This is a genomic window from Klebsiella sp. 141198 (genome assembly GCF_050600785.1).
GTDB lineage: Bacteria > Pseudomonadota > Gammaproteobacteria > Enterobacterales > Enterobacteriaceae > Klebsiella > Klebsiella aerogenes.
Window position 1 is genome coordinate 578,158 of the sequence record NZ_JAQIRM010000004.1, and the last position, 22,792, is coordinate 600,949.

The following is a 22,792-nucleotide window of genomic DNA, read 5'->3' on the forward strand; positions in this document are numbered from 1 at the left end:
TCACCTCTTAACCTAAAGAATTTTGCGTTTTCAATGCCTGTCGGGAAACGCGTTGATAGAGATACAGCGTCGCCAGTAGCGCGCAGATTGCCGCAAAACTCATCCAGTAGCCGGGCGCCGCCTTATCCCCGGTGATTTTAATTAACGCAGTGGACATCGCCGGCGTAAAACCGCCAAACAGAGCGGTAGCCAGGCTGTAAGCCAGGGAAAAACCAGCGACCCTGACCGACCTAGGCATAATTTCCGTCAGTGCGGGGATCATCGCGCCGTTGTAGATGCCGTAAATAAAGGAGAGCCACAGCAGCACGGACAACATCATGGCGAAGTCCGGCATGCGGGCCAGCAGCGATAACGCAGGCCAACTGGTGAAAATAGCCAGCAGCGTCATGCTGACCAGCACGGGTTTACGACCAAACTTATCGGAAAGCATGCCGCCGATAGGCAGCCAGATGAAATTGGAGATAGCCACCAATAGCGTGACCAGCAGGCTATCCGAGGCGCTTAATAACAACACGTTTTTGCCAAAGGTTGGCGCGTAGACCGTGATCAAATAGAACGCGGTAGTGGTCATGGCCACCATTAGCATCCCCGCAATCACCACCCGCCAGTTTGCCAGCAGAATAGTCAGCGATTGTCCTAAGGTCGGATGTTCCTTACGCTCCGTATACTCCGCGGTTTCATTCAGGTTGCGGCGTAAAAAGAAGATAAAAGGCACGATCAGGCAGCCAATCGCGAACGGGATTCGCCATCCCCACTGATGCAGACTCGACTCACTGAGCAGCATATTGAGCAGATAGCCCAATGAAGCGGCCACCATAATCGAGACCTGCTGACTGGCAGATTGCCAACTGGTATAGAACCCTTTACGTCCAGGTGTCGCCATTTCTGCGAGGTAAACCGAGACGCCGCCCAGCTCCGCACCAGCAGAAAAGCCCTGCAGCAGCCGGCCGCACAGCACCAGCGCCGGCGCCCACAAACCGATAGTCTGATAACCTGGCACCAGCACGATCAGGATGGTCCCCATCGCCATAATCGACAACGTGCCGATTAAACCTTTACGTCTGCCGACCTTGTCAATCCAGGCGCCTAACACCACGGCGCCAACGGGCCGCATCAAGAACCCGGCGCCGAAAACGGCGAAGGTCATCATTAAGGAAGCGAATTCATTTTCGGAAGGAAAAAAAGTATGGGCAATATAGGTGGCGTAAAAACCAAATAAAAAGAAGTCAAACTGCTCAAGAAAATTCCCTGAGGTCACTTGCAGGATCACTTTGGCCCTGGCACGAAACACTGAAGTAGCGGCAGTTGCGGACATCACACTCTCCCTGATTAACTGAATAGTTAACTCTCATTAACATTTAGGTAACCGTAAGAGTGCGGGAAGTTGCGAAAGAGAATAAGCGCATTTTGCGCATCTATTGATGCGTAAGACACATTAATAAAGTCGGCTATCTACGCGACACCAACAATGACGGGGCAAAGGGTCTTACCCCCCGCCCCGCCTCTACACACTGATAGTGTGAACTCCGCTGCATTTCCCCCCAAGGCAATCCGGGCTTGAGGGGGAGTTTTAACGAAGATCGCGTACGGCGACGTGATCCATATCGTCAAAGACCTGGTTCTCGCCGACCATCCCCCAGATGAAGGTATAAGCGCGGGTACCTACGCCTGAGTGAATCGACCAGCTTGGCGAAATTACCGCCTGCTCGTTATGCATCACAATATGACGGGTCTCCTGCGGCTGCCCCATCATGTGGAAGACGCAGGCGTCCTCATCCATGTTGAAATAGAAATAGACCTCCATCCGCCGCTCATGGGTATGGCAAGGCATGGTGTTCCACAGGTTGCCCGGCGCCAGTTCGGTCAGGCCCATGCTGAGCTGACAGGTTTCCAGCACATCCGGCACGAAATACTTATTGATGGTGCGGCGGTTGCTGGTCAGGTTGTCACCCAGCGTCACCGGCGCTACATCGGCAGGGGTGACTTTCTTCGTCGGATAAGTGGTATGCGCCGGGGCGCAGTTGTAGTAAAACTTCGCCGGTTTTGCGTGGTCGATGCTGGTAAACACCACCTCTTTCGCCCCCTTACCGACGTACAGCGCCTCACGGTGGCCGATTTCATAACATTGGCCATCAACGGTAATACAACCCGGGTCGCCGATATTAATCACCCCTAACTCACGGCGTTCGAGGAAATAGCTTACCCCAAGCTGTTTACCGACTTCTCCGCCCACCGACACGCCGCGCTGCACCGGCATAACGCCGCCAACAATAATGCGGTCAATATGGCTGTACACCATGGTGTATTCATCAGCCACAAACACGTGTTCAACTAAAAATTCATTACGCAGCCCCTGGGTATCCAGAGTTTTCGCATGCGCGCTGTGGATACTTTGTCTTACGTCCACGTTAGCCTCCAGGCAGATTCTTGAATGATAAAGCCCTCCTGCGGAGGGCGAGAATAAGTTAGTGATTCGCGGATGGTGCAACATTTACCGCAGGTGCTTTCACCGCCTGCACGTTGCCAAAGCGTCTGGCATACAGCGCGGTAATAATCGGTACTAAAATCGCGGTGACGATGACGCTTGCCGCGACTAGCGCCGTCGCCGAAGCCGCCACCGGTTCAAAGGCCGGATTAATCTGCGCGATGATCACCGGGTTCGCGACCGCCGCGCCCGCTGCGGAAGAGGCCGCGACGCCAGCCGTCCCGTTACCGCCGCCGATAACCCGATCAGCAATAATCAGCGGGATGCCGGTAATGATGATGACCGCCACGCCAAGCACAATCCCCAGCAGTCCGGTATCCAGAATCACGCTCAGGTTGATGGTGTTGCCCAGCGCAAAGCCAAAGAACGGAATCAGCACCGGGGTGGCTTTGCTAAAGAAGGCGCGGAAGTCGTGGTCGAGGTTACCTAAGGCAAAGCCCACCAGGAATGGCAGCACCGCGCCGATAAAGTGGTGGGGCTCGAAGGAAGCCAGTCCGGCGGAGCCAAGGATAACCATGGTCATCAGCGGGCCGGACTCCAGCGACATCAATACAAACGCGCCGGATTCTTCTTTACTGCCGTACTGATTCATCAGGCTGGCGTACAGACCGCCGTTGGTCATATCCATTGCTGAGACAATAGCCAGCACCGACAGTCCGGCAAAGAAACCGGTCTGGACGCCATTTTCCGGAATGACCATCGCAGCGATAAAGGCCACAATCCAGGCGACGGCAATTTTGGTGATCACTAGCGTGCCGGATTTACGTAATACGGTGCCGGTGGCGCGCAAATCAATCGATGCGCCGATACAGAAAAACCACACCGCCAGGATCGGCACCGTGCCGCCAATCATGCCTTTGGTGAATGAACCAAAGTAATTACCGGTATCCGGCGCCAGGGTATTGAGAAGCGCGCCAAGCAGCAATGGGACCAGCATCATGCCGCCAGGGATACGTTCAATGGTTGCTTTGATTTTCATTTTTTATCCTCATCTCCACCCCACCTGAACGGCAAGGATGTGACTTATTCTTTCAATAGCGTTTGAAAAAATTCTTTCTGTTCATTGCATTACGAACAGATGAGAAAAGTCAGGAGTCTCAGGGTTGTGCGCACCACACTGATACCATGCCGTTATCATTGATCATGTGAAATAATGATTCAATGAAAACAAAACAGCGTTTTAGTTACCGTCATCACATATCAAAAAGAAATCGAACGAAGGATCGTTTATTGAAAACAAAAGGGAGGTATAGCCACGACGTTGCGGCAATCAGGGGCGGGATGAAATGTTAGATAGATGTTTTAGTGAATTCGGTGACATGCGCCGGACAAAGCAAGACACGACGGTCTTCGCTTTGCCCGGCCAGGAAATGTGCGTGGATCAACTACCGCGGTAGGTAGAGTAGCCATACTGGCTCAACAACAGCGGGATATGTAGCTTTTGGTTCTGTTCGGTTACGCTGAAAATAACCGGAATGACGGGAAAGAAGGTGCTCATATTATGACTTTTAAAGTAGTCACCGGTTTTGAAGGTCACTTTATACACCCCAGGTTCCATATTATCGGCCTGCGGATAGAGCGACTTGATACGGCCATCGGCATCCGTTTTACCGCTGGCGATATGCTGCCAGCCGCTGCCCTGCTGCTTATCGAGCTCAATCTGCACCCCTTGAGAAGGCAGACCGGTCTGCTGATTGAGAATATGTACGCTTAGTGTCCCTTCCGGCGCCGCAAGCGCGCTGAAGCTCAACAACGAAATAACGGAGGCAATAATTAACTTCATGAACGATGACCTTAATAAGCAAGTGAATGTGTCATCACTATAATCAGCGCGATGGGAAATAAAATTAAACTTTTCGTTATTAATTAACGGGTAATATCAGCACGGTTCTACGCCAAAGTCTTGTGTTGGATGGAGGAATCGAGCGTAAGAGAAGCGATAATGGCACGCCCTACAGGATTCGAACCTGTGACCTACGGCTTAGAAGGCCGTTGCTCTATCCAGCTGAGCTAAGGGCGCACTGAGAAGCGGGAGCTTCGGGAGGTGCAATCGCGTGAAATTATACGGTCAACCTCCGGTGAGTCAATGCATTTTGCCGGGAAAAGGCAGCGGCATAGCGAGCTTGTCGATTATTAACGCGATGTCTGGTTAAGGATTGTTCGCCCCGTTCGTTCGCGACTGGCCCCTTCCGCCGCCACGGCGCGGAAAAATAGCCTGTTTTTACCTCCTCGCGGCGGAAAACCGATAAAAACGCAAACGATAACTGACAGCGGGGCTGGCTTCTGACAAAATATCCGCATCCCCCTTTCGTAAAGTGACAGATGGAATCCTCTCTCTGATGGCAGCAAAAATTATTGACGGTAAAACGATTGCGCAGCAGGTGCGCTCTGAGGTCGCGGAAAAAGTGAAGGCTCGCGTAGCGGCCGGAAAACGCGCCCCCGGGCTCGCCGTTGTGCTGGTCGGCAGCAACCCTGCGTCGCAGATTTATGTCGGCAGCAAACGCAAGGCATGTGAAGAGGTGGGCTTCGTCTCCCGCTCTTACGATCTCCCGGAAACCACCAGCGAAGCCGAGCTGCTGGAACTTATCGACACGCTTAACGGCGATAACACTATCGACGGCATCCTGGTGCAGTTGCCGCTGCCAGCCGGTATCGACAACGTTAAAGTCCTTGAGCGCATTGCCCCGGACAAAGACGTCGACGGCTTCCATCCGTATAACGTTGGTCGCCTGTGTCAGCGCGCACCGCGCCTGCGTCCTTGTACGCCACGCGGCATTGTCACCCTGCTTGAGCGCTACAATATCGACACCTATGGCCTCAACGCGGTGGTGATCGGCGCCTCTAACATTGTCGGCCGTCCGATGAGCATGGAGCTGCTGCTGGCGGGCTGCACCACCACCGTCACCCACCGTTTCACCAAAAACCTGCGCCACCACGTCGAAAATGCCGATCTGCTGATTGTCGCGGTTGGTAAACCAGGCTTTATTCCGGGTGAATGGATTAAAGAAGGCGCCATCGTGGTGGACGTCGGCATTAACCGTCTGGAAAGCGGCAAAGTGGTCGGCGATGTAGTGTTTGAAGATGCAGCGGAACGCGCGTCCTACATTACGCCCGTGCCTGGCGGCGTTGGCCCAATGACCGTAGCGACCCTCATTCAGAATACGCTGCAGGCGTGCGAAGAGTATCACGACATTCAGGAGGCCTAAGATGGCGAATTTTTCTCTGGGCAAACACCCGCATGTTGAACTGTGTGATCTGCTGAAGCTGGAAGGCTGGAGCGAAAGCGGCGCGCAGGCCAAAATCTTTATCGCTGAAGGGCTGGTGAAAGTCGACGGCGCGGTGGAAACCCGCAAACGCTGTAAAATCGTCGCCGGCCAAACGGTGACCTTTGACGGTCAAAGCATTACCGTTATCGCCTAACCCTCTCTGGCGCCGGTCCCGGCGCCAGCGCTCTCCCGCTGGAAAATCAGAAAAATGCGGGGATGTAATTCTCAAATACCCTACTGATAATAGGCTTTTATTTGTAGAATATAAGCCAATGCCAACTATCGTCACTCATGCCGCTGTTCCACTGTGCCTGGGGTTAGGGCTGGGATGCAAAATCATTCCCCCTCGCCTGCTGCTGGCTGGCGTGGCGTTGGCAATATTGCCGGATGCCGACGTGCTGGCGTTTAAATTCGGCGTCGCCTACGGCAATATTTTCGGCCACCGCGGATTTACCCACTCTTTATTGTTCGCCTTCGTGGTTCCTTTGCTGTGCATGGTGATGGTTGGCAGGAGGTTTCACTGCGGGCCGGCGCGCAGTTGGGCATTTCTTAGTGTCTGCCTGTTATCCCATAGCCTGCTCGATGCCATCACCGATGGTGGTAAAGGCGTCGGCTGGCTGTGGCTCTGGTCCGATCAACGCTTCTTCCTGCCCTGGCAGGTGATTAAAGTGGCGCCATTCGCGCTATCACGCTATGCCACGCCTTATGGACATCAGGTGATCCTCTCCGAGCTGCAGTGGGTCTGGCTGCCTGGTTGCGTACTGGCGTTACTACTCTGGTTGTATCGTCAATCTATTCAACGTTAAGGGATTAACATGCATAAAACGACCATCCTCGCCGCTGCAGCACTGCTGGCGGTTTCTTCCACCATTCGCGCCGAGGATCATACCAACGCCTATGCCGTCTCTTCGACCATTACCAGTATCGGCAGTTCAGTGCTGGTGAGCGGCATCATTCTCTCCCCGGTCCTGCTTCCCGCCGCGCTGATCGCCGCTTCTGTCGACAAAAATAAAGAGCAGAAAACCGCGCTGTTGACCACCAAAGATCCTAAGCAGAACACCGTCAAAATGGTGCTGCCGCTGCAGGTGGTCGAAGAGGCGGAGCTTAAAGCCGGGGACAAGCTGACGCTGGAGGAAGCCCCGGAAGGCACAGGCGCATTGCTGAAAAAAGAAGATAAAGTCCTGGCCCATATGGTGAACCAAGAGGATGCCTCGCTCTCCGCTAACCAACCGTTGTCGGCGAAATGAAGCGCCTGGCGCTCGCCTTGTGCCTGAGCGTGACATCAGTAAGCGCAACGGCCGCCAGCACCGATTGCGGCACGGGGTCGCCATCAGCGGAAACCATTGCCGCAACCATGCATCAGGCACAATTGCTCAAACAACAATTAAATAGCGAGCCGGAAGCGGTGGTTATTTTAGTCCGCCAGGGTCAGGATATGTCCAGCCGCGGGTTAACCTGGTCCCATGCCGGCTACGCCCTGCGACAGCCCGATAACAGCTGGCGGGTTTATCATAATCTGAATACCTGTGGCACCGCGCGGTCAGCGCTGTACGTGCAGGGATTATATGAGTTTCTCGCCGATGAACTGGTTAACCAGCAGATAGCGGTTTTACGCCCGCGCGGCGAACTTAACGCCGCCTTACAAGCGCTTTTGCACAGTCCTGTCAAACTGAACCTGTTCCACAGCCCACGCTATAACCTGATCGCCTGGCCCTTCTCCGGGCCGTATCAGAATTCTAACGGCTGGCTGCTGGAAGTCTTTGCCCGAGCGGGCGATAGCAATATCTGGTCACGTGAACAGGCCAGACATTGGCTCTTACAGCAGGGTTATCAACCCTCGTTAGTTAAGGTCACGCTTTTCGAACGCCTTGGGGCAAAAATGGTTGCCAACAATGTTTTTACCGACGATCAGCCGGAACAACTATTGGCAAATGGCAAAGTAGGTTTAAACAGCGGCGATAGCGTTATTCAGTTTATTGCCCGTTACAGCCGCAAAATATCCTCCTGCCAGCATCTGAATCTGCACGAATCCGTATGCGTTTTTCAGCCCACACCACTGGAAGTCAGTCCCTAACGCAAAAAGGCCACGCAAGCGTGGCCTTTTCATTAGCAATGGCGCTTACTTACGACGCCAGGTGGTACCCTGCGGACCATCCTCCAGCACGATACCCATCTCGTTAAGACGGTCGCGCGCCGCATCCGCCGCCGCCCAGTCTTTCGCTTTACGCGCATCCAGACGCTGTTGGATAAGCCCTTCGATTTCCGCCACTTCGCCATCATCGGCCTGCGCGCCGCTCTGCAGGAAAGCGTCCGGTTCCTGTTCAAGCAGACCCAGCACCGATGAGAGCTTACGCATATGGGCCGCCAGCGCGTTCGCGGCAGCCGCGTCTTCCGTTTTCAGACGGTTTACTTCACGCGCCATATCGAACAGTACCGAATAGGCTTCCGGGGTGTTGAAGTCGTCATCCATTGCTTCGATAAAGCGTGCTTCGAAGGCTTCGCCGCCCGCAGGCTGTGCGGATTTGTCGGTCCCGCGCAGCGCGGTGTACAGACGCTCCAGCGCCGAACGCGCCTGCTTGAGGTTCTCTTCACTGTAGTTTAGCTGGCTGCGATAGTGGCCGGACATCAGGAAGTAGCGGATGGTTTCGGCATCGTAGTACTTCAGCACATCGCGGACGGTGAAGAAGTTACCCAACGATTTCGACATTTTCTCGCGATCGACCATCACCATTCCGGAGTGCATCCAGTAGTTGACGTATTCGCCGTCGTGGGCGCAGGTCGATTGCGCGATTTCGTTTTCGTGATGCGGGAACATCAGATCCGAACCGCCGCCGTGAATATCAAAGTGATTACCCAGCTGTTTGCAGTTCATCGCCGAGCACTCAATGTGCCAGCCCGGACGCCCTTCGCCCCACGGAGACGGCCAGCTCGGCTCGCCCTCTTTCGACATCTTCCACAGGACGAAGTCCATTGGGTTACGCTTGACGTCAACCACGTCGACGCGAGCGCCCGCCTGCAGCTGGTCGAGATCCTGGCGCGACAACAGACCGTAGTTAGGGTCGGTCGGTACGTCGAACATCACGTCGCCGTTATCCGCCACATAAGCGTGACCGCGGGCGATCAGCTGCTCGGTGATTTCGATAATTTCAGCGATATGGTGGGTGGCGCGCGGCTCGTTGTCCGGGCGCAGAATGTTGAGGGCATCAAAATCTTTGTGCATTTCAGCGATCATGCGATCGACCAGCGCGACAAAGCTTTCGCCGTTTTCATTAGCGCGCTTAATGATTTTATCGTCGATATCGGTAATGTTGCGCACGTACTTCAGCTTGTAACCAAGGAAGCGCAGGTAGCGAGCGACAACGTCGAAGGAGACGAAGGTGCGGCCATGGCCGATATGACAGAGATCGTAAACGGTAATTCCACACACGTACATGCCAACTTCCCCGGCATGAATAGGTTTAAATTCTTCTTTTTGGCGCGTCAGTGTATTAAAAATTTTTAACATCGAAGATTCCGTGTAGACGTGTGTGGATATAAGTCGCTTATTCTAACCCTAATTCAAACCGGAAGCAGCACACATTGCAAGGTGCATCGACCCCCGCGGTTATGCTATAACAGCCACCTATGTCATACCCAACCTTGGGTTCAGCACTACAATCATCGGAACAGGATGCAAAAATGGTTACTTTCCACACCAATCATGGCGATATCGTAATCAAAACGTTTGACGACAAAGCGCCGGAAACAGTTAAAAACTTCCTGGACTACTGCCGCGAAGGTTTCTACGACAACACCATTTTCCACCGTGTTATCAACGGCTTCATGATTCAGGGCGGCGGTTTTGAACCGGGCATGAATCAGAAAGCGACCAAATCTCCGATTCAGAACGAAGCCAACAATGGTCTGAAAAACACCCGTGGTACGCTGGCGATGGCCCGTACCCAGGCGCCGCACTCCGCCACCGCTCAGTTCTTCATCAACGTGGTCGACAACGACTTCCTGAACTTCTCTGGCGAAAGCCTGCAGGGTTGGGGCTACTGCGTCTTTGCCGAAGTGGTTGAAGGTATGGACGTGGTCGACAAAATCAAAGCGGTTGCCACCGGCCGCAGCGGCATGCACCAGGATGTGCCGAAAGAAGATGTTGTGATCAAAAGCGTCACCGTCAGCGAATAATTCGTGGCGACACTTTTTATTGCAGACCTGCATCTGCAAACAGAAGAACCGGCGATCACCGCCGGTTTTCTGCGCTTTTTAGCCGGCAGCGCCCGCGAAGCGGACGCGCTGTATATTCTCGGCGACCTGTTCGAGGCCTGGATCGGCGATGACGATCCGAACCCGCTGCATCAGCAAATCGCTTCGGCAATCAAAGCCGTCGTCGACGCCGGCGTTCCCTGCTACTTCATCCACGGCAACCGCGATTTTCTCGTCGGCCAGCGCTTCGCCCGCCAGAGCGGCATGATCCTGCTCGCCGAAGAAGAGCGGCTGGACCTCTATGGCCGTGAAGTGTTGATTATGCATGGCGACACCTTATGTACCGATGACCCCGGTTACCTGGCGTTTCGCGCTAAAGTCCACACCCCGTGGATCCAACGTCTGTTTCTCGCCCTGCCGCTGTTTATCCGCCGCCGCATCGCCGCCAAAATGCGCGCCGATAGCCAAGCCGCCAACAGCAGCAAAGCGATGGAAATTATGGATGTGAATCCGCAGGCGGTAATTGACGCGATGGAGCGGCATCAGGTGCAGTGGCTGATTCACGGCCATACCCATCGCCCGGCCGTCCATGAACTCCAGGCCAACGGGCAGCCCGCGTGGCGCGTGGTCCTCGGCGCGTGGCACAGCGAAGGGTCAATGGTTAAAGTCAGCGCCGACGGCGTCGAACTCATCTATTTCCCGTTTTAATCCCCCAGGCACAATTCCGAAAACCTTCATCTGAAGGGGAGAATGACTGACGCTATCTGTTCTCCGCATGCTAGCCTTTGGCTAAATCTCACTCAAGGAACGAGTATGAAAAAATGGAACCAACCCCTGGTTTGGGGAATGATAGTCGCTTTCATCTGCTCGCTAGGCGCAAGTTATATGGCGTTAATCGGCGTATTTATAGGCAACTCGCTTAATTTTTTCTGGTGCGCAGTACTGCTATGGGTGCTCTATTTTTATGCACTTTATCGGTTCTTCACCCGTCCTCCTGAAGACCCTTTTATTCAAAACTTTGTCTTAATTTTAGGGATCCTTACGGTGTTATTTTGGGGAGTGGGATTTATGTTGATATGTGCCTATTATGCCAGTAAGACAAAAGCTAAAAACCAACTTATGTCATCACGCACAAATGCGTCTAATAGTGACTAACTCAGGGAATGAGTATGAAAAAATGGAACCAGCCCCTAAGCTGGGGATTGATTATTTCAATTGTTAGTCCACTTGGCGTCAGCTATTACGGTTTGGTTTTCCTGTATATAGCTAGCACATATGCTGTGATTTTATATGCGATGTTTCTATGGTTGCTCTGGCTCTATGCGATTTACCTGCTCTTTACCCGCCCACATGATAGCCGCTTTGTACAAATATATATGCTAATTATGGGCGTCCTTATGCTGCCCTGGGGGTTAGTGCTGGTTATTACCTGTATCGTTAAAGAGAGAAAGGCCAGTAAACAACGAACTTCATCGTCGACAAGCGAGACAAATGACGGCTAACCACGCGTACGCAACCGTTTTCCTTGCCGGGATATCGTGCTATTCTCTGTGGCCTCTAAAGCAGTGTGAAGCACACCCACAGGAGTTTTCAGACGCATGTCTTCCCGCAATAATCCGGCGCGTATCGCCATCGTGATGGGGTCCAAAAGCGACTGGGCTACCATGCAGTTCGCCGCAGAAATCCTTGATACCCTGAACGTTCCGCACCATGTTGAAGTGGTCTCCGCCCACCGTACGCCCGATAAACTGTTTAGCTTCGCCGAAGGCGCGGAAAACAACGGTTATCAGGTGATCATCGCCGGTGCGGGCGGCGCGGCGCATTTGCCGGGCATGATTGCAGCGAAAACTCTGGTGCCGGTGCTCGGCGTGCCGGTTCAGAGCGCAGCGTTAAGCGGCGTTGACAGCCTCTACTCTATTGTTCAAATGCCGCGCGGCATCCCGGTCGGCACGCTGGCCATCGGTAAAGCCGGCGCCGCTAACGCCGCCCTGCTCGCCGCGCAAATTCTCGCCCAGCATGATGCCGAACTGCACCAGCGCCTGAGCGCCTGGCGTCAGGCGCAGACCGATGAAGTGCTGGATAACCCGGACCCGCGAGGTGCGGCATGAAACAGGTTTGCGTCCTCGGTAACGGACAGTTAGGCCGCATGCTGCGTCAGGCCGGTGAACCGCTGGGCATCGCCGTCTGGCCGGTCGGTCTCGAAGCCGACCCGGAAGCGGTACCATTCCAGCAAAGCGTCATCACCGCTGAAATCGAACGCTGGCCGGAAACCGCCCTGACCCGCGAACTGGCGCGCCATCCGGCTTTCGTCAACCGCGACGTTTTTCCGATCATCGCCGACCGCCTGACCCAGAAACAGTTGTTCGACAAACTTGGCCTCGCCACCGCGCCGTGGCAGCTACTGGCGGATAAAAGCGAGTGGCCCGCCGTGTTTGCCCGCCTGGGCGAACTGGCTATCGTCAAACGCCGCGTCGGCGGCTACGATGGCCGCGGGCAGTGGCGCCTGCGCGCTGACGAAACCGCACAACTGCCGGATGATAACTACGGCGAGTGCATCGTCGAGCAGGGAATTAACTTCTCCGGCGAAGTGTCGCTGGTCGGCGCCCGCGGGCGCGACGGCAGTACGGTGTTTTATCCGCTGACCCGCAACCTGCACCAGGATGGCATTCTGCGCGCCAGCGTCGCCTTCCCGCAGGCCAATGCGCGCCAACAGGCGCAGGCCGAAAGCATGCTGACGGCGATCATGAACGAGCTCGACTACGTGGGCGTGATGGCCATGGAGTGCTTCGTCACCGCCGAGGGACTACTGATCAACGAACTGGCGCCGCGCGTGCACAACAGCGGCCACTGGACGCAAAACGGCGCTTCCATTAGCCAGTTTGAACTACATCTGCGCGCCATTACCGATTTACCGCTGCCGCCGCCGGTGGTCAATAGCCCGTCGGTGATGATCAACCTGATCGGCAGCGATCTGAACTACGACTGGCTGAAGCTGCCGCTGGTGCATCTGCACTGGTACGACAAAGAAGTCCGTCCGGGGCGTAAAGTCGGGCACCTGAATCTAACCGACAGCGATACCGATCGCCTGAGCGCCACGCTGGAAGCGCTAAAACCACTCCTGCCGGTTGAATACGCCAGCGGCGTTTTCTGGGCGCAGTCGCAGCTTAATTAAGCCATTCGTGCCGGGGATTTGATCTATCCCCTTCCCCGGCACGCCCTTCGGCGCGTAGAATCCCCACCTCGCAGTAAGCACATCTGGTTTTAACTCAAAAGGACGACCCATGGAAAATGGGACACACTATCGCGCCATCCTCTGCGCGGATACGCCGCTTATCGACGTTCGCGCGCCGGTGGAATTCCAGCAAAGCGCGATGCCCGCGGCGATTAACCTGCCGCTGATGAACGACGAAGAACGCGCCGCCGTCGGTACCTGTTACAAGCGCCAGGGGCCGGAAGCGGCATTATCCCTCGGCCATAAGCTGGTCGATGGCGACCTGCGCGCCAGCCGCCTGAAGGCGTGGCTGAAAGCCTGCGCCCGCTATCCACAGGGTTATCTGTGCTGCGCCCGCGGCGGCCAGCGCTCGCATATCGTGCAGAAGTGGCTGCGGGAAGCGGGCGTCGATTATCCGCTGATTGTCGGCGGCTACAAAGCGCTACGCCAGGCGGCAATACAGGCTACCGAGGAGCTGGTACAGCGCCCCATCGTGCTGATTGGCGGCTGCACCGGCAATGGCAAAACCCAACTGGTTTGCTCGCGCCCGGACGGTATCGATCTCGAAGGCCACGCCCACCACCGCGGCTCGTCATTTGGCCGAACGCTGTTGCAGCAACACCCACAGGCGACGTTCGAAAACCATCTGGCGGTCTCCCTGCTTAAAAAGGCGGAACAACAAACACGTTGGGTGCTGGAAGATGAAGGCCATATGATCGGCGCGAACCACCTGCCGGAGTGCTTGCGCATCCGCATGGCGCAATCGCCGCTGGCGGTGGTGGAGGATCCCTTTGACGTTCGTCTCGAACGGTTGCGCGAAGAGTACTTCGATCGTATGCATCACGACTTTATTACCGCCTATGGCGAAGAGAAAGGCTGGCAGGAATATAGCGAGTATCTGCATCATGGGCTGTTTGCCATCCGGCGTCGGCTGGGGCTACAGCGCTTTGCCCAGTTAACCGAACTGCTCGACGCGGCGCTGTTGCAGCAGCAGCGTTCCGCCAGTACCGAGGCGCACTTCGCCTGGCTGGTACCGCTGTTGAATGAATACTACGACCCGATGTATCGCTATCAGTTGGGGAAAAAAGCCGGAAAAATCATTTTTCGCGGCAACTGGCAAGAGGTCGCCGCCTGGCTGGCGAAGTAGTTCCCCCAACCAGACGGCTTCCCGGGTAGCGGCTAGCGCCTTACCCGGGCGACTCCCGCTTAACGCAGCGCAAGCCGGGGAAATTCCCAGCTTGCGGCAACTCATCGTCAGAAGTCGTAGCGCAGACGCACCAGGTTCATATCGCCCAGATCATCGGTGCTGGAGGTAAACACGTGCTCGTAATCAACACGGAAACCGTAATCCAGCTGGAAGCTAATACCCAAACCGTTATCAATACGCTGATAGTTGCGGCCATTCACATACTCCAGGCGGTCGCCCATAAAGTACGGCTGAATAGATTTAACAGCGTATTGATTGATCGGGAATTTATAGCCGGCAAAGTATTCAATACCCCAGGCATCGCCGGCGAAGTAGTTATGAACATCGGTTTTCTTGGTAGTCAGGAAGTTCTGATACCAGCCGCCGCCGAAGGAGAAAGTCCAGTTATCCGGGGTCCAGCTCAGCGCGGTACCAACAATATTCTGGTCATAGGTTTTGCTATCGGAGCTTGACGGGTCGCGCATTTCGGCGCGGGTGTAGTTCCACGCGGTACCCCAGGTCAGGTCCTTCATGATGTGGTAATCCGCACCGATAGAACCGCCGCCTTTACGCTTGTAGCGTAGGCCATTACCCGGCAGATATTCGCTATCTTCAAACAAATAGGATCCGTACAGATCGACATCGCCCACGGTTTTCTTATATTTCAACATATTGCGTGAACGATAAGAACCATCGTAGTCGCCATTGATACCGTTACCCGGGGCCTGACCAATCATATCGTAGTCCCAGATATCGGTTTTCACGCCGACGACATCATAGTAAATACTGTTCTGCTGACCGTAGGTTAAGGTACCCCAGGTATCACTCTTCAGACCGGTATAGAGCATACGACGGGAGGTATTGTTCGCCCCTTCCGCGTAGTGATTGTCCCAATCGAACAGCGCCGGAATATTGACGCCCAGTTCGTAGTAGCTGATCCAGCTAATATCATCAAACAGATAGTAATCAGCTGCGAAACGGAAACGGGTGCCGCCATCGAAACCGTTACGCTTGTAGGAACCTTTATCGCCATCGCCGGTCATCATATTGAACTGCGGACGAATACTGCCGCCGACGGTAAAGTTAAGGCGACTTAACGGATCGCCCGCCTGCGGATCTTGTTTCAGCAGCGTAATCTCAGCCTGGGATGCAAAAGAGGTTAACGCTAATGCTGCGCCGATCGAGATCGCCAGCGCTTTTATTTTATGTGCCATGCTTTTTCCTTGAGTAATAAGCAACCTTATATTTGCCAGTTGAATATTAACTGCGAATTAGCACGACGTGTTGTTGGGTTTTTAATGTTTTGTGCGCTTAAAAATCAACGAATTATCATTTTGTGCCGTTAAAATAAAAGCGCCGCGAAATTGCGCGGCGCTTCATAAAAATGAAATCTATTTACTGGTTAAATTGTCGGAATAACGCTTTGCCTTTTAATAAGCGTAATCCCAACCATCCGCCGCATAATGATAATAAAATAGCGCCTGAGAGTGGCAGCATAACCCACAGCCGCCAGTCCGGCGTCCATGGGAAATCAAACACTTTTGTTTGCAGCATCGCCAGCGCTACCTCGGCGCCAATGGCCGCCACCAGCCCCGACACCACGCCAAGCAGGGCGAACTCCGCCCACAGCGTGGTACGCAGCAAGCTTTTTCCAGCCCCCAGCGTCCGCCAGACGACCAGCTCCTGATGCCGCTGACGCATCCCGACCTGCACCTGAGCCAGCAGCAGTAATACGCCGCAGGCGGTGACCAGCACCACCATGACTTCCAACGCCCGACTTACCTGCGTCAATACCTGGCCGACCTGGCGCAGGATGGCGCCGATATCCAGCAGGCTAACGGTGGGAAACTCGCGGTTAAGCTGGGTCAGCATCGCGTTGCCATTATCCCAGCGGAAGCTGGTGAGCCAGCTTTGCGGCTGCCCATCCAGCGCCCCTGGCGGGAAAATAAAGAAGAAGTTTGGCCGCAGGCTCTCCCAGTCAACTTTGCGCACGCTGGTCACCTTAGCGTTAAATTGCTGGGTGTCGCCGGTAAAGGTGACGCTATCACCGATCCTGACGCCCAACCGCTGCGCCAGCCCCTCTTCAATTGACACCTCGCCCACCTTCGGCGGCCAGCTCCCGGCCACCAGCGGATTATGATCCGGGCGCTGCTTGCTCCAGGTGAGATTCAGTTCGCGATTCAGCGCTTCGTCTTTATTCCCTTCCGTCGTCTGACCGTTAATCTGCGTCAAACGCGCGCGCACGATGGGATAAAACTCCGCCGCCCGGGTCTGGTGTTCGGCCAGGAATGTCTTCACCGGCACAACCTGTTCGGGAGCGATATTAATCAGGAAGTAGTTCGGGCTTTCCGGGGGTAACTGCTGCTGCCAGCGTTCGAGCAGATCGCCGCGTAACACCAACAGCAGAGCCAGCAGCATAAACGACAGTGAAAACGCCGCCAGTTGGCTCAGCGTTGACCACGGCTGGCGCAACAGGCGGTTCACCGCCAGGCGTAGCGGTAACGCTTTCAGCGTTAAGCGCTTGAGCAACCACAGCAAGGCCCAGCCTACCAGCCCGCACAGCAGCGCCAGCACCAGCGCCCCGACCAGCACCGACCATAGCAGCGGACTACCGCCCATCAGCCAGGCTAGTCCGCCCACGACAACCGCGCAGACCACGGGAATATAGTGTTTCAGCGGCCAGACGTTAGCCACCACATCTTGCCGTAATACCCGTAGCGGCAGGGTCGCCAGCAGCAGCCGATAGGGCCGCCAACCAACCAGCAGCGAAATTACCACCATCGCGCCGATAGCCCATAGCCACGGCCAGCCGCTGGCCGGCGGCAGCGCGGCGGGCAGCACCGGTTTAAGCATCAACAGCAGGGCTTTTTCCAGCAGCAGCCCCATCGCGCCCCCCGCCGCCACCGCCAGCGCCAGCAACATCAGCCACTGACCGACGATAAGTTTACGTAGCTGCGCCCGCCCGGCGCCCAGCGTCTTAAGGATGGCGACCAAATCATAGCGGCTGCGGCAGTAATGCCCCATCGCGACCGCTACCGCAGCGACCGCCAGCAGCAACGTTAATAACGCGGACAGCAGCAAAAATTGCTGCGAGCGTTCCAGCGATTTCCCCAGCGCGCTATCATCCTGCTCCAGACCAATCCAGCGATGTTCCGCGCCAAGTTTCGGCAGCAGCCACCGCTCGTAAGCCGCCAGTTGCTGCGCGCTACCGGCGAACTTATAGCGCCAGGAGACGCGGCTGCCGGGCTGTACTGCGCCGGTTTTCGCCACGTCGGCGATATTCATCAGCAGCCGCGGCGCCATCTGGAAGGGGTTGAAGCCGGCGTCAGGCTCCTGAATGACCTCGCCAGCGATGCGCAAGGTAGCGTCGCCAACATCAATGTTATCGCCGGTTTTTAGATTCAGCAGCGCCATCAGCCTTGGGGCCAGCAGGACGCTGCCGCGCTGCGGTTTTAATCCCGCCGGAGCGGTCTCCAGCGTGCCGTACAGCGGGTAGCTATCATCAACCGCCTTCACGTCCGCCAGTTGCGGGGTATCTACAGCGAAAGTCATGGTGGCGAAGCTCAGCTGTTCGCCCACGGTTAACCCTAGCGTACGCGCCTCGGCGATCCACTCGGCGGGCACTTCGCGCGAACTGCGCAGAGTGCGATCCCCGGCCATAAAATCGCGGCTTTGCTGGCTCAACCCTTTTTCCATACGGTCGCTGATTGAGCCCAGCGCCAGCACGCAGGCCACCGCCATGCTTAATGCCAACCAGACGATGAGCAGCGAAGGCGAGCGCCATTCGCGCCAGAACCAGCGGGCTATCATGCTTCCTCCTGCAACTTGCCATCCACCAGGCGTAAGCGACGATCGCAGCGCGCCGCCAGTAGCGGATCGTGGGTCACCAGAATCAGCGTGGTGCCGTGTTCGCGGTTAAGCGAGAACAGCAGATCGGCGATTTTATCGCCGGTATGACGGTCAAGATTGCCGGTCGGCTCATCGGCAAACAGCAGCGCCGGACGGCCGTTAAAGGCGCGGGCCAGCGCCACCCGCTGCTGCTCGCCGCCGGAAAGCTGGGCCGGCAAATGGTGCAGGCGTTTGCCAAGCCCCAGCTGTTCAAGCAGCGCGCGCGCATCGCCACGGCTCTGGCTATCGCTGGCGCCGCGCAGCAATGCCGGCAGCTCGACGTTCTCAAGGGCGTTTAACGTCGGAATCAACATAAACGATTGAAAGACAAAACCTACGTGCTTTGCGCGTAGCGTCGCCCTCGCCTCTTCATCCATCTGATGCAGCGGTTGCCCCAAAAGAGACACTTCGCCGCTGCTCCCATCATCAAGCCCGGCGAGAATGGCCAGCAACGTGGATTTCCCGGAACCAGACTCGCCAATCAGGGCGATGGTTTGCCCCGGTTTGACAACCAGCTCAACTCCGGTAAGGATGGACAACTGATGCTCTCCCTGACCGACGGATTTCTTAAGATGATGAACTTCAAGTATGTTTTCCGCTGGCATTTGCCTTTCCTGTTTATGGTTCTGTTTACCTGTCGCGCGATGGCGGCGGATACGCTGTTAGTGCTTGGCGATAGCCTGAGCGCCGGCTATCGAATGGCGGCCAATACGTCCTGGCCTGCTCTGCTCAACGACAAGTGGCAGGCCAAAACGACGGTGATCAATGCCAGTATCAGCGGCGACACCTCGCAGCAGGGACTGGCGCGCCTGCCGGCGCTACTGAAGCAGCACCAGCCGCGCTGGGTGCTGGTGGAGCTGGGCGGCAACGACGGACTGCGCGGTTTCCCGCCGCAGCAAACGGAGCAGACGCTGCGCACCGTTATTCAGGATATCAAAGCGGCAAAGGCCCAGCCGCTGCTGATGCAAATACGCCTGCCCGCTAACTATGGGCGCCGTTATAATGAAGCCTTTAGCGCGATTTATCCGCAACTGGCCAAAGAGTTCGATATTCCTCTGCTGCCCTTTTTTATGGAGGAGGTTTATCTCAAGCCACAATGGATGCAGGACGACGGCATTCATCCTAATCGCGATGCGCAACCGTTTATTGCCGACTGGATGGCAACCCGGTTGGCTCCCTTAGTTAATCATGACTCCTGAACGCCGGGAGTCATTCACAGGTAAAGTTATGCAAAAATCGGTTTTAGTTACAGGATGTTCCAGCGGAATTGGCCTCGAAAGCGCCCTTGATTTAAAGCGCCAGGGCTTCCGCGTACTGGCCGCCTGCCGTAAGGGGGAGGATGTCGCTCGTATGCAGGAACTGGGTCTGACCGGTATTTTGTTGGATCTTGATGACCCGCAAAGCGTCGAAAATGCCGCCGCCGAAGTCATCGCGCTGACCGATAACCGCCTGTATGGCCTGTTCAATAATGCAGGCTACGGCGTCTATGGCCCGCTCACCACCATCAGCCGTCAGCAGATGGAACAGCAGTTTTCCGCCAACTTTTTTGGCGCCCATCAGCTCACCATGCTGTTGCTGCCCGCCATGCAGCCGCACGGCGAAGGCCGCATCGTGATGACCTCTTCGGTGATGGGCCTGATTTCCAGCCCCGGTCGCGGCGCCTATGCCGCCAGTAAATACGCGCTGGAGGCGTGGTCCGATGCACTGCGTATGGAACTCCGCCACAGCGGCATAAAAGTCAGCCTGATTGAGCCTGGGCCAATCCGCACCCGCTTTACCAACAATGTTAACCAGACCGGCGACAAGACGGTAGAAAATCCCGGTATTGCCGCGCGCTTTACGCTCGGCCCGGAGGCGGTGGTGGAAAAAGTGCGTCATGCCTTCGTCAGCGACAAACCGAAACTGCGCTATCCGGTGACGCTGGTCACCCACGCAGTAGGCTGGTTAAAACGCCTGCTACCGGCCCGTGCGATGGACAAAATTATCCAGGGCTGAGTTGAAGCGCTGAATGTCGCCCCCATCTAAAACAGAAATCGACCAACGAGATACGCTCATGTCCGAACAGAATATTGTCAATATTACCGAAGCTAATCTGCAGCAGACGCTGCAGCAATCCATGAATGCGCCGGTGCTGTTTTACTTCTGGTCCGCCCGCAGCCAGCACTGCGAACAGCTGACGCTGGTGCTTGAGCGCCTGGCCGCCCAATACCACGGTCAGTTTACGCTGGCGAAAGTAGATTGCGACGCGGAGCAGATGCTGGCCTCGCAGTTTGGTCTGCGCGCGATCCCAACGGTGTATCTGTTCCAGAACGGCCAGCCGGTAGATGGTTTTGAAGGCCCGCAGCCGGAAGAGGCTATCCGCGCCCTGCTGGATAAAGTGCTGCCGCGCGAAGAAGAATTGAAAGCGCAGGAAGCGCTGGCGCTGATGCAGGAAGAAAAATACGCCGACGCGCTGCCGCTGCTGAAAGAGGCCTGGCAGTTGTCTAACCAGGATAGCCAGATTGGCCTGCTGCTGGCGGAAACGCTAATTGCCCTGCAGCGTTCCGATGAGGCCGAAGGTGTGCTGAAAACCGTGCCGCTGCAGGATCAAGACACCCGTTATCAGGGACTGGTGGCGCAGATTGACCTGCTTAAGCAGGCCGCTGATACCCCGGAAATCCAGCAACTTCAGCAGCAGGTCGAGCAGAACCCGGACGACGCGGCGCTGGCGTCTCAGTTGGCGTTGCAGCTGCACCAGGTCGGGCGCAACGAAGAAGCGCTGGCGCTGCTCTTCACGCATCTGCAAAAAGATTTAGGCGCCGGCGATGGCCAGGTGCGCAAAATGCTGCAAGAGATCCTCGCGGCGCTCGGCACCGGCGACGCCCTGGCGGCGAAGTACCGCCGCCAGCTGTATTCACTGCTGTATTAATCAGAGGCGCTGACCCGGATAGCGCTACGCTTATCCGGGCTACAGATTACGCCGTGGTAGCCCGGGTAAGGCGTAAGCCGTAACCCGGGAATACTTACGGGCGCTTTTTCAACTGCGTCACCACCAATTGATGGCGGGCATTGAAGAACTTCCGGTAGGTCAGATAACCGGCAATAATCGTCGACAGGCTGGCGGTCGATAGCAACATAAACGTGACCATAATCTGATACTTAATCGCCTTCACCGGGTCAATCCCGGCGAAAATCAGTCCCGACATCATGCCCGGTAAACTCACCAGCCCGACCGTTTTCGCCGAATCTACCGTGGGAATCAACGAAGCGCGTATGCTGTCGCGAATCAGCCGCGCGGAGGCCATCTTCGGCGTCGCGCCGAGGCTTAGCTTCTCCTGAATCTGCTGCTGCTCACTGTTAAAACGCTGGCCCATATTGTTGTAGCACAGTCCTACCGCCACCATAGCGTTACCGGCCACCATGCCGGCAATCGGAATAACCTGCATCGGCACAAAGGCGATCGACCCCGAGAAGACCAGTACCGCCAACGTTAGTCCAGCGCCGGTGGTAATAGCGATAAACGATGAAACAAAAGCTTTGTCGATATATTTACTGCGCTTCTTCGCATTCCACGCCGCGTTGAAGCAGATAAACAGCACCATCAATAGCGTCAACACCGCATGGTTGACGTTAAAGATATATTTCAGCACGTAGCCGACGATAATTAATTGCACTATCGCCCGGCAAATACTCCAGATGATATCTTTTTCCAGCGCTAGCTTTTCCCGATAGCTGACGACGATCGCTACCAGCACCAGCACCATCGAGAGCGCCAGTGATTCGTTAGTAATATTATGCCCGTTCATTTTTCACCTCCTGCATTTTCCCGCCGGCAGGCTGTAGCGTAATGACTTCATCAGCATGGGCAATTTCGTTCTGGTCGTGAGTGACCCACAGAATGGCCATCCCTTTTTCCGTCGCGTAGCGATGAATAATCTCGTTAACGTTGCGCTTATTACTTTCATCCAGCGCGCTGGTAATTTCATCAAGCAGCAAAACCTGCGGTAGAAACTGCAAATTACGAATGAGCGAGACCCGCTGCTTTTCACCGCCGGAAAGCTCATTAATGGATTTCTCCAACGTATTATCCGCCAGCCCGAATCGTTCGAGGTCGGCAATCAGCGCTTTAGGATCCGGCTGTTTGTTGCGGATCTGCCATGGGAAGACCAGGTTGTCATAGACCGAATCGCCGAATAGCGCCGGGGTTTGCGCGCAGTAAGAGACCTGCTGGCGATAGTTTTCTGGCGTCAGCGTAGTGATATCTTTGTCATTGAAAAAAATCTCTCCGCTGGTCGGGCTCAGCAGCGAGGCGATAATTTTCAGCAGCGTACTTTTGCCGCATCCGGATGGCCCGGTAATCAACTTAAATTCCCCGGCCGCAATCCGGAGATCGATATTATTCAGGATGACCGCGTCGTCGGTTTTAAAACCAACACCCTCGAGACGTAAAATCGCGTTATTTTCCTTCATTATATGTCCAGTTTATTTCCTCAAACCCAGACAGTTTACTCCAGTTTTCTTTCACCGGAACAAGGAGAAAGTTATACTCTGTTTAAACATGCGCCATTTCGCTGCGGCGCCCATCA

At 55.6% G+C, this 22,792-nt stretch carries 25 protein-coding genes and 1 tRNA gene; 15 read left to right on the forward strand and 11 right to left on the reverse strand.

Annotated elements, in window-relative coordinates:
• Positions 1-7: 7 nt before the first annotated feature.
• From PGR10_RS16640 to PGR10_RS16660, 5 genes are all read right to left on the reverse strand, one after another.
• The gene (locus PGR10_RS16640; RefSeq protein ID WP_015367869.1) at positions 8-1,315 is read right to left on the reverse strand and encodes an MFS transporter; all 1,308 of its coding nucleotides are present in this window, start codon (positions 1,313-1,315) and stop codon (positions 8-10) included.
• 255 nt (positions 1,316-1,570) lie between these two features.
• Positions 1,571-2,407 (reverse strand): 5-dehydro-4-deoxy-D-glucuronate isomerase, encoded by an 837-nt coding sequence (gene kduI, locus PGR10_RS16645; protein ID WP_430923806.1) that lies wholly within the window; start codon positions 2,405-2,407, stop codon positions 1,571-1,573.
• A gap of 58 nt (positions 2,408-2,465) precedes the next feature.
• On the reverse strand, positions 2,466-3,464 hold the full coding sequence (kdgT, locus tag PGR10_RS16650) for a 2-keto-3-deoxygluconate transporter (RefSeq protein WP_411325652.1): 999 nt from the start codon (positions 3,462-3,464) through the stop codon (positions 2,466-2,468).
• 402 nt (positions 3,465-3,866) lie between these two features.
• Complete coding sequence (gene uraH, locus PGR10_RS16655; RefSeq protein WP_015367872.1) at positions 3,867-4,268, reverse strand: hydroxyisourate hydrolase; 402 nt, start codon at positions 4,266-4,268, stop codon at positions 3,867-3,869.
• Positions 4,269-4,428: 160 nt separating this feature from the next.
• Positions 4,429-4,505: transfer RNA gene (locus PGR10_RS16660), tRNA-Arg, on the reverse strand.
• A gap of 319 nt (positions 4,506-4,824) precedes the next feature.
• Between PGR10_RS16660 and folD the strand changes: the two genes are divergently transcribed.
• The 5 genes from folD (at position 4,825) to PGR10_RS16685 (ending at position 7,825) form a co-directional block, all read left to right on the forward strand.
• Entirely contained in the window at positions 4,825-5,691 is an 867-nt protein-coding gene (gene folD, locus PGR10_RS16665; protein ID WP_087860332.1) for a bifunctional methylenetetrahydrofolate dehydrogenase/methenyltetrahydrofolate cyclohydrolase FolD, read from the forward strand.
• Between the two features lies 1 nt (position 5,692).
• Positions 5,693-5,905 (forward strand): ribosome-associated protein YbcJ, encoded by a 213-nt coding sequence (gene ybcJ / locus PGR10_RS16670; protein WP_015367876.1) that lies wholly within the window; start codon positions 5,693-5,695, stop codon positions 5,903-5,905.
• Between the two features lie 118 nt (positions 5,906-6,023).
• Positions 6,024-6,557, forward strand: coding sequence for a metal-dependent hydrolase (locus PGR10_RS16675; protein ID WP_430923807.1), 534 nt, complete (start codon positions 6,024-6,026; stop codon positions 6,555-6,557).
• 9 nt (positions 6,558-6,566) lie between these two features.
• Positions 6,567-6,998, forward strand: coding sequence for an STM0539 family protein (locus PGR10_RS16680; protein WP_430923808.1), 432 nt, complete (start codon positions 6,567-6,569; stop codon positions 6,996-6,998).
• A complete protein-coding gene (locus PGR10_RS16685) occupies positions 6,995-7,825 on the forward strand; it encodes a DUF2145 domain-containing protein (protein ID WP_430923809.1) in 831 nt (276 codons plus the stop codon). Before PGR10_RS16680 ends, PGR10_RS16685 begins: the two co-directional genes overlap by 4 nt.
• Before the next feature lie 45 nt (positions 7,826-7,870).
• Here PGR10_RS16685 and cysS read toward each other — a convergent pair whose 3' ends face one another.
• Positions 7,871-9,256 carry a cysteine--tRNA ligase gene (gene cysS / locus PGR10_RS16690; protein WP_045393462.1) on the reverse strand — a complete coding sequence of 462 codons (1,386 nt, stop codon included), beginning with the start codon at positions 9,254-9,256 and terminating at the stop codon, positions 7,871-7,873.
• A gap of 173 nt (positions 9,257-9,429) precedes the next feature.
• Here cysS and ppiB point away from each other — a divergent pair, with 173 nt between their 5' ends.
• From ppiB to mnmH, 7 genes are all read left to right on the forward strand, one after another.
• Positions 9,430-9,924: a peptidylprolyl isomerase B gene (gene ppiB, locus PGR10_RS16695; RefSeq protein WP_015367878.1), complete on the forward strand. Its 495-nt coding sequence runs from the start codon at positions 9,430-9,432 to the stop codon at positions 9,922-9,924.
• Between the two features lie 3 nt (positions 9,925-9,927).
• Positions 9,928-10,650 (forward strand): UDP-2,3-diacylglucosamine diphosphatase, encoded by a 723-nt coding sequence (gene lpxH, locus PGR10_RS16700; protein WP_411325647.1) that lies wholly within the window; start codon positions 9,928-9,930, stop codon positions 10,648-10,650.
• Between the two features lie 105 nt (positions 10,651-10,755).
• A complete protein-coding gene (locus tag PGR10_RS16705) occupies positions 10,756-11,097 on the forward strand; it encodes a hypothetical protein (protein ID WP_087860337.1) in 342 nt (113 codons plus the stop codon).
• 8 nt (positions 11,098-11,105) lie between these two features.
• On the forward strand, positions 11,106-11,444 hold the full coding sequence (locus tag PGR10_RS16710; protein ID WP_430923810.1) for a hypothetical protein: 339 nt from the start codon (positions 11,106-11,108) through the stop codon (positions 11,442-11,444).
• A gap of 96 nt (positions 11,445-11,540) precedes the next feature.
• Complete coding sequence (gene purE, locus PGR10_RS16715; RefSeq protein ID WP_087860339.1) at positions 11,541-12,050, forward strand: 5-(carboxyamino)imidazole ribonucleotide mutase; 510 nt, start codon at positions 11,541-11,543, stop codon at positions 12,048-12,050.
• Complete coding sequence (gene purK / locus PGR10_RS16720; RefSeq protein ID WP_087860340.1) at positions 12,047-13,114, forward strand: 5-(carboxyamino)imidazole ribonucleotide synthase; 1,068 nt, start codon at positions 12,047-12,049, stop codon at positions 13,112-13,114. Before purE ends, purK begins: the two co-directional genes overlap by 4 nt.
• Positions 13,115-13,223: 109 nt before the next feature.
• Complete coding sequence (gene mnmH, locus PGR10_RS16725) at positions 13,224-14,300, forward strand: tRNA 2-selenouridine(34) synthase MnmH (RefSeq protein ID WP_430923811.1); 1,077 nt, start codon at positions 13,224-13,226, stop codon at positions 14,298-14,300.
• Positions 14,301-14,407: 107 nt separating this feature from the next.
• Here the strand turns inward: mnmH and PGR10_RS16730 are convergent, their stop codons facing one another.
• From PGR10_RS16730 to ybbA, 3 genes are all read right to left on the reverse strand, one after another.
• Positions 14,408-15,553, reverse strand: coding sequence for a porin (locus PGR10_RS16730; protein ID WP_087860342.1), 1,146 nt, complete (start codon positions 15,551-15,553; stop codon positions 14,408-14,410).
• Positions 15,554-15,734: 181 nt separating this feature from the next.
• Entirely contained in the window at positions 15,735-18,149 is a 2,415-nt protein-coding gene (gene ybbP, locus PGR10_RS16735) for a putative ABC transporter permease subunit YbbP (RefSeq protein WP_430923812.1), read from the reverse strand.
• Complete coding sequence (gene ybbA, locus PGR10_RS16740) at positions 18,146-18,832, reverse strand: putative ABC transporter ATP-binding protein YbbA (protein ID WP_047049495.1); 687 nt, start codon at positions 18,830-18,832, stop codon at positions 18,146-18,148. The genes ybbP and ybbA overlap by 4 nt, the downstream gene beginning before the upstream one ends.
• Between ybbA and tesA the strand changes: the two genes are divergently transcribed.
• The 3 genes from tesA to PGR10_RS16755 are packed head-to-tail and all read left to right on the forward strand — an operon-like array spanning position 18,800 to position 21,135.
• Positions 18,800-19,426 (forward strand): multifunctional acyl-CoA thioesterase I/protease I/lysophospholipase L1, encoded by a 627-nt coding sequence (gene tesA, locus PGR10_RS16745; protein WP_430923813.1) that lies wholly within the window; start codon positions 18,800-18,802, stop codon positions 19,424-19,426. The genes ybbA and tesA overlap by 33 nt on opposite strands.
• Positions 19,416-20,222 carry an SDR family oxidoreductase gene (locus PGR10_RS16750; RefSeq protein ID WP_162750175.1) on the forward strand — a complete coding sequence of 269 codons (807 nt, stop codon included), beginning with the start codon at positions 19,416-19,418 and terminating at the stop codon, positions 20,220-20,222. The genes tesA and PGR10_RS16750 overlap by 11 nt, the downstream gene beginning before the upstream one ends.
• 58 nt (positions 20,223-20,280) lie before the next feature.
• The gene (locus PGR10_RS16755) at positions 20,281-21,135 is read left to right on the forward strand and encodes a thioredoxin family protein (RefSeq protein ID WP_113373769.1); all 855 of its coding nucleotides are present in this window, start codon (positions 20,281-20,283) and stop codon (positions 21,133-21,135) included.
• Between the two features lie 94 nt (positions 21,136-21,229).
• Here the strand turns inward: PGR10_RS16755 and fetB are convergent, their stop codons facing one another.
• Positions 21,230-22,012, reverse strand: coding sequence for an iron efflux ABC transporter permease subunit FetB (gene fetB, locus PGR10_RS16760; RefSeq protein WP_015367890.1), 783 nt, complete (start codon positions 22,010-22,012; stop codon positions 21,230-21,232).
• Positions 21,999-22,676 carry an iron efflux ABC transporter ATP-binding subunit FetA gene (gene fetA, locus PGR10_RS16765; RefSeq protein WP_087860346.1) on the reverse strand — a complete coding sequence of 226 codons (678 nt, stop codon included), beginning with the start codon at positions 22,674-22,676 and terminating at the stop codon, positions 21,999-22,001. Before fetA ends, fetB begins: the two co-directional genes overlap by 14 nt.
• Positions 22,677-22,792 lie beyond the last annotated feature (116 nt).